Below are 12,304 nucleotides of genomic sequence, written 5' to 3'. Positions count from 1 at the left end.
GAATCAGGAAAGTGAAGCAGGGGAATAAAAAAAGGCCATCTTCCGATGACCTTTTTTTCTGTGGTGTGGGGCGGGATCGAACCGCCGACACAAGGATTTTCAGTCCTTTGCTCTACCGACTGAGCTACCGCACCATGTCTTTTTTTGTGTGTCCCTCTCGTGAAGGGATTGCAAAAGTAAGACAAAATTTATAATTGCAAAATTTTTCTTCAGAAATTTTTAAAAAACTTTTTCCTGAATGATGCCACTCCATAGTTGAGCGCGCCAGAACAGTGACTGGGCGGCGTATTCAGCGGCTTCTTCCCATTTACGGGAATCGTTGCCACAGAGTTCCTGTACCATCTGCATGGCCAGTTGACTATGATGGTCCCCATCTACTTCGATATGCCTTTCGAGGTAGTAGATGAATGTGCCCAGCTTTCCGGGGAACTTACGGTCCAGGTCTTTTACCAACGCGTGGAACATATCGGGGATGAGGTCTTCGCGGCCAAAAGTGAAGACGGCAGCCATCACATGAGGTTTATTGGTCGCGATCACATCGAAAGTAAAGCCAAGGAAGCCCTTTACAGCCTCAGGAAGCGAAGATGTTTCCAAAATAGTACGTATAGGCGTGCCGGCAGTGATAGCCGCAATAAGGGCCTTTATTTTGCCGGTATCGGCACCTGCTTGCTCCATTGCTCTTTCATACAGCTCAAAATGGCTGCAGCGGTTGCCGTCCATGTCAATATCGCTTTCCTCACCGGTAACGATTTCGTTGATGAGGTAGCGTGTGGCGGCACTCCCTACTGGCACCCAGGGCACCTGTACGCAGGTAAGCTGCTGTTGCAGGCCTTTCAGCAACGACATAAAATCCCACACGGCATACACATGGTATTCCATGAAAAGACGGATATCGTCGAGGGTTTCGAGGGAAGCATATAAGGGATGGGAAATAACTTTTCCCCTGTTAGCGGAAATGGTTTCCTGTATTTTCTCGATGTTCATTCTATGACTGTTTGTTCACTGGTATCACATGACTGTTGTCTTCTCTAGTTGCCGTATTCAACCAGGAACTTAATGCGGACCAGTTTAAGTTGTTCCAGTGTATAATCGTTTTCAATCAGCTCTTCCCGGGCCAGGGCCAGACTGGATGTTTCGCAGCCCTTGAAGTACTCCATGATTTCATCCTGTGCGTAGTCGTCCAGTTCTTCGTTGATGCAGTAATCAAGGTTGAGTTTGGTGCCGCTGGCAACGATAGTTTCCATTTCATCCAGCAGCTGGGAGATTGTCAACTCCTTGTTTTTGGCGATGGTTTCCAGCGGGATTTTTTTATCGATGTTCTGAATGATGAACACCTTCATACCGCTTTTGTTGACAACGCTTTTCATCACAAAATCATCCGGCTTGGTGATGTTGTTTTCCTCCACGTATTTGGCGATAACGTCGATAAACTGTTTACCATAGCGGACAGCCTTGCCTTTGCTGACACCCTGTATTTTTTCCAGTTCCTGTACGGTAGTGGGGTATTGGGTGGCCATGTCTTCGAGGGATGTTTCCAGGAAGATCACGAAAGGAGGCAGATTTTTTTCTTTGGCCACTTTTTTACGCAACTCTTTCAGCATTTCAAACAGTGCAGGATCGGCAGACGCCGTGGCTTCTGCATTCGCTTCTTCTTCCTCTTCCACGCCGTCTTCATCAAACTGGTGGTTGAGGGCCACCATGATGGAGTAGGGCTTTTTGAGGAATTTCCTGCCTTTGTCGGTCACTTTCAGCAGGCCATATTCTTCGATGTCTTTCTCGATAAGGCCTTCCAGCATCATTTGGCGGATGAGGGAGTTCCAGAAGTGGGCATCAAATTCTTTGCCTTCGCCGAAGATGTCCAGCTGGTCGTGGCGATAAGTGGAGATCTGCGGACTGGTTTTGCCGGTGATAACGTTGACCACGTACTCACTGCCGAACCGTTCTTCCAGGGCCTTGATAGCTTTGAGGACGATCACCACCCTGTTTTTTACTTCTATCTTTTCTTTCGGATTGCGGCAGTTATCACACTGGCCACAGTCTTCAGTTTCATATTTTTCTCCGAAGTAATGCAGGATTACTTTCCGGCGGCATACAGCGCTTTCCGCGTAAGCCACGGTTTCATTGATCAGCTGGGCGCCCATTTCCCTTTCACTGAGCGGTTTATCACGCATCAGGTGTTCCAGTTTCTGCACATCCTTATGGGAATAGTAGCAGATACAGTTGCCTTCCAGTCCATCACGACCGGCGCGGCCGGTTTCCTGATAGTAGTTTTCAAGGCTTTTGGGAATGTTGTAGTGGATCACAAACCGTACATCTGGTTTGTCGATGCCCATACCGAAGGCGATAGTGGCCACAATCACCTCCACGTCTTCGTGCAGGAACATATCCTGACGTTGCGCACGGGTGGCCGGGTCCAGGCCGGCATGATAAGCTACGGCCTTGATATTGTTGGCAGACAGCATATCGGCCAGCTCCTCGGTGGTTTTCCGGTTGAGCGTGTAGATAATACCGCTTTTGCCTTTGTGTTGATGGATATATTTGACGATATCCTTGATAGTCAGGTCTTTCTTACGTTTTGGCCTGATCTCATAGTACAGGTTGGAACGGTTGAAAGAAGAGATAAAGATATTGGGGGTGTTTAATCCCAGGTTCTTAACGATATCGCTTTGTACTTTAGGGGTAGCGGTGGCAGTAAGCGCGATGATCGGCAGTTTGTCGTTAATCTGGTCGATCATCTCTTTCAGCCGGCGGTATTCCGGACGGAAGTCGTGTCCCCATTCGGAGATACAGTGTGCTTCATCTACCGCGATGAAGGATATTTCCAGTTCCCGGAAGAAATCCAGGTTCTCCTGTTTCGTCAGTGTTTCCGGCGCTACATACAGCAGTTTTGTTTTGCCGGTTTGCAGGTCGGTGCGGACTTTTTTGATCTGCGCCTTGGAAAGGGTGGAGTTCAGAAAATGCGCCACATTGTCTTTGCTACTATAACCCCGTACCAGGTCTACCTGGTTTTTCATCAGTGCTATGAGGGGAGATACAATCAGTGCACAACCCGGACTCATCAGTGCCGGTAATTGGTAGCACAAGGATTTGCCTCCGCCTGTTGGCATGATAACGAAGGTATCTTTTCCCGATAGGATGCTTTTTATTATGATTTCCTGATTTCCTTTAAAGGAATCGAACCCGAAATGTTCGCGTAATGCATCCATCAAACTTACCTTTACAACAGCCATTGCATTCAAAATTTAAAAAGAATGGTAAACTCAAACTCTAAAGAATCAACAAATGATGAAATAGTTCTATATGTTTTTTAGGGGACACGAAGTTACTTAAAAAAGCGCGTAGTATCAATATAAATTCCAGGATCGCACTGCTGCTGACTAAAAAATGATAAATTTGTAATTCGTCATGAAAAGGAATGGAACCATTAACATCGGAACAGTAGCCAAACGCACAATTGCTTTGGAAGCAGCGGCTATTAATGATTTGCAGCATTTTATAGATGCAGATTTTGAGAAAGTGGTGGAACGGGTCGCCCAGTGTACAGGGAGACTGGTGGTGACAGGCATCGGTAAAAGCGCCATTATTGCCCAAAAAATTGTGGCCACTTTAAACTCGACGGGCACCCCGGCGTTGTTTATGCACGCAGCAGACGCCATCCATGGTGACCTGGGCATGATAACACCGGAAGACATCGTGATGTGTATCTCTAAAAGTGGCACATCTGCGGAAGTGAAGGTACTGGTGCCGCTGGTGAAGAATTTTGGCAACACTTTAGTGGCCATGGTGGGGAATACCAGCTCATTCCTGGCGCAGGAAGCAGACTATGTGCTCAATACCACGGTGAGCCAGGAAGCATGTCCCAATAACCTGGCACCCACTACCAGTACGACTGCCCAGCTGGCCATGGGCGATGCCCTGGCTGTCTGCCTCATTGAATGGCACGGATTTACGGCAGCTGATTTTGCCAAGTTCCATCCCGGTGGCGCATTGGGCAAAAAACTATACCTGAAGGTGGCGGACCTCTGCAAATTGCATCAGGCCCCCAGCGTATTGTTAACCAGCACATTAAGGGAAGTAATTGTGGAAATATCCTCTAAAATGCTGGGTGTTACCGCCGTTCTGGATGAAAAAGGCGCCCTCCAGGGCATCATCACTGATGGTGACCTGCGACGCATGCTTGAAAAGAATGTGGCTACCGCCGGCGTCACCGCCAAAGATATTATGTCGGTCAACCCGAAAAATATCCAACAAAGTGAACTGGCTATCAACGCATTGGAAATGATGCGTCAACACGATATCACACAGCTGCTGGCGATGGATGGAGAGCGATATTGCGGTGTGATCCACTTACATGATTTAATCAGAGAAGGAATTATATAATGACACAACTGAACAGCCATTTTTATGTGGCCATCATGGCCGGAGGCATTGGCAGCCGTTTTTGGCCTCACAGCCGCACAGACAACCCTAAACAGTTCCTGGACATCCTGAACACGGGGAAAACATTGCTCCAATGGACATATGAGCGGTTCGCCAGCTTCATTCCAAAGGAAAATATCTTCGTGGTAACGCACCAGCAGTATACCGGTAAAGTTGCGGAACAACTGCCGGATGTGGCGGAAGCCAATATTGTCAGCGAACCTTCCCGCAAAAACACGGCCCCCTGTGTAGCCTATATTTCTCATAAAATACACAAACAGGACCCGCTGGCCAATATCATCTGCGCTCCGGCGGACCACCTCATCATGGACGGACCGGCATTTACCTCCGCCTGCCTGAATGCACTGCTGTTTGTACAGAAACATAGCGCGCTGTTGACGCTTGGCATCAAGCCTACCCGTCCTGATACCGGATACGGCTACATCCAGTATGAACCGCAACAGGTGGCTGACAACGTCTATAAAGTCAAAACATTTACCGAAAAGCCTAACCTGGAACTGGCGAAAACTTTCCTGCAAAGCGGCGACTTCCTCTGGAATGCCGGCATCTTTGTATGGAATGTAAAAACCATCCTCGCCGCTTTCCGGGAATACCTGCCTGAAATAGACGAGCTGTTTGAACAAAGCACGGCAGCACTGAACACCCCGGAAGAAAAAGATGCCATCGAAAAAGTATATCCACAGTGCACTAATATCTCCATCGATTACGGTATCATGGAGAAAGCAGACAATGTGTATGTAATCCCTTCCAACTTCGGCTGGAGCGACCTGGGCACCTGGGCTTCCGCTTACGAAAACCTGGAAAAAGATTACCTCGGCAACGCGGTACAGGGCAAGAACGTGGTGGTGATAGACGCTACCAAGTGCATGGTGAAAGTGCCTAATGAAAAGCTGGTACTGCTCCAGGGCCTCGATGAATTTATCGTGATAGACACGAACGATGTGCTCCTGATCTGCCGGAAAGATAATGAACAGCAGATCAAGGAATATGTAGCGGAAATCAAGCGTAATAAAGGCGAAAAATATTTGTAAGTAACATAATCATGAATTACGGGTCACGAATTACAATTACAGGGGTAAACTCCGTAATTTGTAACGCGTAATCCGTAATTTTTTATGTCCAAATTACCACACACAGGAACCACCATTTTTTCCGTTATGTCGGCCCTGGCAGCGGAACATAAAGCGATCAATCTCTCACAGGGCTTCCCCGACTACGATTGCAGCGATGAACTGAAGGAAATGGTCAACCAGGCCATGCAGCAGGGACATAACCAATATGCGCCCATGCCCGGCCTTCTGCAGCTCCGCACAGCTATCGCGGCCAAGATCAGGTCTCTCTATCAGCAAAACATCAATCCTGACACAGACATCACCATCACCCCCGGCGGCACCTATGCCATTTATACGGCCATCGCCACGTATATCCATCCGGGAGATGAAGTGATCATCTTTGAGCCGGCTTATGACAGCTATATCCCTAATGTGCTGGTCAACGGCGGCAAACCGGTATTGATATCCCTCTCTTTCCCTGAATACCGGATTGACTGGCAGGAGGTGCGTAGCAAAATAACGCCCCGCACCCGCATGATCATGGTCAACACGCCACACAACCCTACCGGCAGCATCCTGCAGGAAGAGGACATGGCCGAACTGGAAAAGCTGGTAGCAGAACATAATCTGCTGGTATTATCCGACGAAGTATATGAGCACCTGGTATTCGACGGCGCCCGCCATCTCAGTGTGCTGCGTTATCCTGCGATCTATAAAAACAGTTTTGTGGTGTTTTCTTTCGGGAAGGTGTTTCACAATACCGGCTGGAAGATGGGCTACTGTGTAGCGCCTGAGCATCTGATGAAAGAATATCGGAAAGTACATCAGTACCTCTGTTTTTCTGTGAATACACCGATGCAGTACGGACTGGCAGAGTTTCTGGAAACACCCGCACATTACCTGGAACTGCCGGCATTTTATCAGCAGAAAAGGGATTATTTTCTGGAATTGATGAATGGCTCGCGCTTTACGCCACTGGCCAGTAAGGGGAGTTATTTTCAGCTGATGCGTTACGATCAGATATCTTCAGAAGGGGATAAAGCATTCGCTACCCGGCTTACCAAAGAATTTGGAGTGGCGGCTATCCCGGTTTCAGCATTCTATCATGATGGCAAAGATGATCATGTCGTGCGTTTCTGTTTTGCTAAAAAAGAAACCACGCTGGAACAGGCGGCAGCGCGCCTGAGAAATATTTAGTCATTTGATTATTCAGAAATTTAGTCACTGGGTTTAGGAAGATGAATTCCAGAAATGCCCGCTAAATATCAAAATAAAAAAATACCAAAATGACAAGATATAATGGGGCTTCGATAACCGCCGGACAGGTACCCCTATAAAAACCGGCCAGGCTTGGCTATCTCGGCCCCATTAATATTACAAGCAAACATACGTCTCCTCCTGAGGAGACTTTTTATTAAACGGCCATGGCCGGTACCGTTTCTTTGTCGTTATTCAGGATCAGCGTATGCTCCATGAAGTTGACAACGCCGGTCTCCACGTCGTACATGGCGCCGATGATACCTACATCTCCTTTCAGGATCATGTCACGCAGAATATGACTTTGCTCCATGATAGCCTGTACAGAGCGTTCAATGTGGATGTTGGTCACAGCTTGTACAAACTCCGGGTTCTTGGAAGTCCGGTTGTCGGTGACCGTTTTTTCCGCAAATACTGACGGCGTGATTTTATTTAGCAGACCGGTAAGGTTACCCATTTCCACCGCGTCGCAGGCGCCGCAGATAGCACCGCATTTGGTGTGCCCCAGTACTACGATGAACTTGGAGCCGGCCGCTTTACAGGCGTATTCCAGGCTGCCCAGTACGTTGTCAGATATCACAGCGCCCGCCAGGCGGATGCTGAACACGTCGCCCAATCCCTGATCGAAGATCAGCTCTGCAGAAGTACGGGAGTCCATACAGCTCACAATAGCAGCCATCGGCCATTGACCGTCGCGGGTGTCGTTTACCATCTGCAACAGGTTACGGTTGATGCGGAGGTTATCCACAAAACGGAGGTTGCCGGATTTCAATAATTCCAAAGCTTGTCTTGGTGTAATGCCACTCTGTGATACTTTATTCAATGTTTTCATGATTGTTCTTTTTGATGGGTGAATGAAGGAGGAAGAGAGCATGGTTTCCGGTTTCTCTTGCCTCTTATTTACGCTATAAGCCGTTTAGTTCAACTGTAATTCTTTTAATAATTCCTTGTGATTGCCGGCTGCAATAGTGTGTACGTGCCCGTTAGCTTTCCGGGCATGTTCTTCTACCAGGCTCCCGGGGGTATTAGGGATTTTGTATACGTCCTTAAACCCGGTGAGGATGACAGTAATATTTTTCTGTGGCGCCTTGATATCTTTAAATTCCCGGATGGTTTGCAGCACGTCGAAGTCGATATAAGCCGTTTTCTGGGCGTCTATCACGACGGTCGTATCTGCAGGCAGATGGTCCAGGGTGAGCAGGATGCTGGCCTTGTTGAGGAAGGATACTTCCTGGGCCAGTTCCAGGCGGATACTGTCGCCGGTCTGGTATTTTTCCTTACGGAAGTAATAGGAGCTTTTCATATTACCCCGGAGGATTGCCAGCACGCTCACGGCCATACCGATACCAATACCGATCAGCAGGTCGGTGAATACGATGGCCACAACGGTAGCCACAAACGGTACCCACTGGTATTTACCGTTTTTAAACATTTCTTTGAAGACCTGCAGTTTACAGAGTTTATAGCCGGTCACCAGCAGCACCGCGGCCAACGTGGCCAGCGGGATCATATTGAGCACCATGGGAATAAGTCCGGCGCAGATCAGCAGGAGCGCGCCGTGTACCATGGTGGCCATTTTAGTACGGCCGCCGGCATTGATGTTGGCGCTGGACCGCACAATTACAGAAGTAATAGGCAGGCCGCCGATAAGACCGCTCACGATGTTACCGATACCCTGTGCCTTCAGTTCCCGGTTAGGGGAGGTGTGGCGTTTCAGCGGGTCCAGCTTGTCGGTCGCTTCCACGTTGAGCAATGTTTCCACAGAAGCAATGATAGCGATGGTAAGACCGGTGATCCACACTTCCTTGCTGGTGATGGCGCTGAAGCGCGGGAAGGTGAACTGTCCGAGGAAGTCGGAGAATGACTGTGGTACGGGCAGGCTTACCAGATGTTTGGTACCCAGGGCCAGCACTTCGTTGCCTGCAAAGGCACGGTTCAGCAGAATACCGGCTATTACGGCAACGAGTGGTGCTGGTACCAGGCTTACTTTTGGGATTTTGCTCCAATACAGAATGATAAGAATGGATATGGCGGTGATAATAGTTGCTCCTATGCTGATGTGATTGAGCGTAGATAACAGCGCACTGAAAGTATTTTCCCCGTCTGCCTGGAAGAAAGCAATGCTGCCTTCATTTTCAGCATCATAGCCGAAAGCATGGGGAAGTTGTTTCAGGATGATAATAATACCAATAGCTGCCAGCATACCGGTAATCACATTGGAAGGGAAATAGTTGGCCACTGTTCCCGCTTTGATAAGTCCGAGTATCAGCTGCAGCCCTCCTCCGATCACTACGGCCAGCAGGAAGATGTCGAACGCGCCCAGTTTGGTGATAGCCGAAAGCACAATGGCAGTAAGACCTGCTGCCGGACCACTCACGCTCAGCTGGGAGCCGCTGAAAAATCCGATTACCAATCCGCCTATGATACCGGCAATCATACCGGAGAAGAGCGGAGCGCCGGAGGCCAGAGCAATACCCAGGCACAACGGCACAGCGATGAGGAAAACAACAAGACCAGAAGAGAAGTCCCCCTTGATATTGGAGAATAACGATGTTTGCTTGTTCATAAAAAATGCATTTTTCCGTTAAAGGATTGCGATGCCGGACAGCAGCTATCGCTACCGTCGCGGAAGTAATTACAGATACAGATGACGCATCCTTTGGGGTGCCATCGCGGGTATCACGTTAGTGGATACACGACGTCCCTGGAATGCCTGAAATAAATGCTTACAATAAATAAATAGAAAACACATGCCGACTGTGACTACAGCAGCTGGATAAAATTACGCTCTGAAAATATTGGGAGGAGGAGCGTGGATTTCCTGGGCAGGATTGCTGGGGATATCCTCCATTAAAAGAGGATGCAAAACGCCAATGAGTAATATCGGATTAAACTGCAGTGCGTCAAATTGCTTACAGAATTTTAATTCCTTGGCAATCTTTAAATGATCATGTCCTGCATCAACAGGATGTTCTTCCACAATCTGATTATTAAACAGCAGCTTTCCTACCTCCTTGATGGGAAGTAACTGGGAGATCATAAGTCCCAAAAGGAATATGCCGATAATTTTCTTCATGTGTATTAACTGCTGATACAAAAGTAAATGAGCAAAAGCATATATGCTAAGTTACGGTAATTAAAAAAATGTTAAAGCAATTTAGTGATGACCGGTGGCGGGTTTTCGTCCTTTTAAATCTCGATTTCCGTTTATCCTTATTATTTTCCGTTTATCACATTGTTTTCCTGGCCCTCTTTTTATTTTTTTCGGAAGATGCCCAACAGGTGCTGGTTTGAAGGTATTTGCCAGTAATATCCAAAACAAGTTATTTTGCTTTCTATGGTATTGTGTATTGCATAGTAGTAAATAATTCCTATTTTTGTATCGTAAAGTTGAAGGAAGGTATACAGGCCTTCGGCTAATACAAATCAAAAACCACCATTTAAGTCATACAAATTAAAAGCTCACTTGCCATGAACATCGATAACACACAGTCACAGATGCGGAAGGGAGTGCTTGAGTTTTGCATTCTATCTGTCATCAAGCAAGGAGAAGCTTATCCGTCAGACATCATTGAAAAGATGAAAGAGGCAAAGCTGGACATCCTGGAGGGCACCTTATATCCCTTACTGACACGGCTGAAAAATGCAGAGTTGCTCACTTACAGATGGGTAGAAAGTAGCTCCGGACCCCCACGAAAATATTTTTCCATGACCGACAAAGGGGAGACCTTTTACCGCGAACTGGAAAGCACCTGGAACGAACTGGCCAATGCAGTCCATCAGTTAACACAACAAAACAGCGCACCGCTGTAGTGCATATACCTAAACCTAAAATCTAAAAGAACCAACAAAATGAAAAAGATTATCAATATAAACCTGTCGAGTCGGCTGATTCCCATCGAGGATAGCGCCTATGAGGCTTTGCGCCAGTATCTGGACAGCCTGAAGAGCTACTTCTCCAAAGAAGAAGGAGGCGACGAAATTGTGGCCGACATCGAAAGCCGCATTGCCGAGCTGTTCCAGGACAAACTGAAAAAAGGTGCTCATTGCATTACCGATGAAGACGTGGCTGCTGTAAAAGTTTCCATGGGTACACCGGAGCAGTTTGATGATGCCCCTGCCGGCAGCGGTGCGGCCTCACAGGACAGCGCTGAACAATTTATCCCCCGTCCCCGCAAGCGCCTTTACCGCGATCCGGAGAACAAGGTGCTGAGTGGTGTCTGCGGTGGCCTGGGCGCTTACTTCAACGTAGATCCGGTGATCTTCCGTATCATCTTCGTACTGCTGGCCATCGGCGGCTTCGGTACCGGTGTACTGGTATATTTCATCCTGTGGGTGGCCACGCCTTCTGCTGATACTGCAGCAGAAAAACTGGAAATGCGCGGTGAAAAGGTAGACCTGAACAATATCAAAGCTACCATCCAGGAAGAATTGAGCAATATGAAGGACCAGATGAAAAACGTAGGAAAAGATTTCCAAAATTTTTCGCAGGGCCGCGGAAAGCAGGTAGGTAATGATCTGGAACGCTTTTTTGTAAACCTTGCGCAAGGGTTGGGAAAAGTATTGGTTTTCGTAACCAAAGGATTCTTTTACTTCCTGGCAGTAGTCATACTGATCTGCCTGATCGTCACCGGTATAGCGATCGCGATTTCTTCTGCGGCCCTGTTCCCCCTGAAAAATCTGCTGCTCGCTGCCAATTCCGCGCAAAGCTACTTCTTCTGGCCGGCCGTCGTGCTGCTCCTGGGCATCCCTGTGGTAGCCTTGCTGATCTTCATCGTTCGTAAGCTGACAGGTGTTAAACAGGGTAACCGCTACGCCAGCTACTCCCTGGTGTTCCTCTGGCTGCTGGGTCTCGTATTCGCCGGAGTTGTTGGTACCTCACTGGCAAAAGACTTCAGAAGACGCAGTAACCTGCCCGCAGAAGTAGTGGCCATACAACAGCCCACTCAGCATAAACTGGTGCTCCGCATGGCTCCCGGTATCTTCAACGGCGACGATTTTAGCTGGTTCGACGACAACCTGATCGTGGCCGACGATACCACCATGATCAACCTCGTGAAGCTGAGAGTGGAAAAAAGCAATACGGATAGCTTCCGCGTAGAAGTGTACCGCTACTCACAGGGCCGTACCCTGCAACAGGCCAACAAGCTGGCGGGTGATATCCAGTTCAATATCAAACAGACAGACTCCGTGCTGTACGTGCCTCAGGGCTTCTCCCTGCCACCTCACTCCACTTTCCGTGGACAGCGTCTGCTGATGGTCGTGAAAGTACCGGTGGGTAAAAACCTGGAGGTCGCTGACGATATCTACCGCCACTTCTCTTTCGATAAATATGGCCGTCGCTATAATGACGAGAATGACTGGTACATCGGTATCCATTCTGATGATGACGATGACAACAGCGGCCATACCCGTCTGAAAATGACACCCGATGGTATTACCGAAGAAGGTGCCCCTGCAAAAATCGAACGGGATTCTGTAGAAAACACCTATCACTATAAAGGTAACGACACTACGCACAGATAGTTACATATTTTCCGCCATTTTAATGGGAG

General features: G+C 48.2%; 10 protein-coding genes and 1 tRNA gene. 5 read left to right on the top strand and 6 right to left on the bottom strand.

Going from position 1 to position 12,304, the window contains the following annotated elements; genetic code table 11:
* Nucleotides 1–61: 61 nt before the first annotated feature.
* From ICL55_RS10780 to recQ, 3 genes are all read right to left on the bottom strand, one after another.
* Nucleotides 62–134, bottom strand: a tRNA-Phe gene (locus tag ICL55_RS10780).
* A gap of 85 nt (nt 135–219) precedes the next feature.
* Entirely contained in the window at nt 220–984 is a 765-nt protein-coding gene (locus ICL55_RS10775; protein ID WP_188096892.1) for a DUF3050 domain-containing protein, read from the bottom strand.
* Between the two features lie 44 nt (nt 985–1,028).
* The gene (gene recQ, locus ICL55_RS10770) at nt 1,029–3,230 is read right to left on the bottom strand and encodes a DNA helicase RecQ (RefSeq protein ID WP_188096890.1); all 2,202 of its coding nucleotides are present in this window, start codon (nt 3,228–3,230) and stop codon (nt 1,029–1,031) included.
* 175 nt (nt 3,231–3,405) lie between these two features.
* On the opposite strand from recQ, the gene ICL55_RS10765 reads away from it, so the two are divergent.
* The 3 genes from ICL55_RS10765 (at nt 3,406) to ICL55_RS10755 (ending at nt 6,689) form a co-directional block, all read left to right on the top strand.
* Nucleotides 3,406–4,380, top strand: coding sequence for a KpsF/GutQ family sugar-phosphate isomerase (locus tag ICL55_RS10765; protein ID WP_188096888.1), 975 nt, complete (start codon nt 3,406–3,408; stop codon nt 4,378–4,380).
* Nucleotides 4,380–5,471, top strand: coding sequence for a mannose-1-phosphate guanylyltransferase (locus tag ICL55_RS10760; protein ID WP_188096886.1), 1,092 nt, complete (start codon nt 4,380–4,382; stop codon nt 5,469–5,471). The genes ICL55_RS10765 and ICL55_RS10760 overlap by 1 nt, the downstream gene beginning before the upstream one ends.
* Before the next feature lie 84 nt (nt 5,472–5,555).
* Complete coding sequence (locus ICL55_RS10755; RefSeq protein WP_188096884.1) at nt 5,556–6,689, top strand: methionine aminotransferase; 1,134 nt, start codon at nt 5,556–5,558, stop codon at nt 6,687–6,689.
* A gap of 217 nt (nt 6,690–6,906) precedes the next feature.
* On the opposite strand, the gene ICL55_RS10750 is transcribed toward ICL55_RS10755, so the two are convergent.
* From ICL55_RS10750 to ICL55_RS10740, 3 genes are all read right to left on the bottom strand, one after another.
* Nucleotides 6,907–7,581, bottom strand: a complete 675-nt coding sequence (locus ICL55_RS10750) for a carbonic anhydrase family protein (RefSeq protein ID WP_188096882.1) — start codon at nt 7,579–7,581, stop codon at nt 6,907–6,909.
* A gap of 84 nt (nt 7,582–7,665) precedes the next feature.
* Nucleotides 7,666–9,315 (bottom strand): SulP family inorganic anion transporter, encoded by a 1,650-nt coding sequence (locus tag ICL55_RS10745; protein ID WP_188096880.1) that lies wholly within the window; start codon nt 9,313–9,315, stop codon nt 7,666–7,668.
* 216 nt (nt 9,316–9,531) lie between these two features.
* Nucleotides 9,532–9,825, bottom strand: coding sequence for a hypothetical protein (locus tag ICL55_RS10740; protein WP_169223305.1), 294 nt, complete (start codon nt 9,823–9,825; stop codon nt 9,532–9,534).
* A 395-nt stretch (nt 9,826–10,220) separates the two neighbouring features.
* Between ICL55_RS10740 and ICL55_RS10735 the strand changes: the two genes are divergently transcribed.
* On the top strand, nt 10,221–10,562 hold the full coding sequence (locus ICL55_RS10735) for a PadR family transcriptional regulator (protein ID WP_078669713.1): 342 nt from the start codon (nt 10,221–10,223) through the stop codon (nt 10,560–10,562).
* A gap of 39 nt (nt 10,563–10,601) precedes the next feature.
* A complete protein-coding gene (locus tag ICL55_RS10730; RefSeq protein WP_188096878.1) occupies nt 10,602–12,275 on the top strand; it encodes a PspC domain-containing protein in 1,674 nt (557 codons plus the stop codon).
* Nucleotides 12,276–12,304: the final 29 nt, after the last annotated feature.

The organism is Chitinophaga varians (genome assembly GCF_014529945.1).
GTDB lineage: Bacteria > Bacteroidota > Bacteroidia > Chitinophagales > Chitinophagaceae > Chitinophaga > Chitinophaga varians.
Note: the sequence above shows the minus strand (reverse complement) of the source record. Positions and strands in the feature narration are given on the sequence as shown.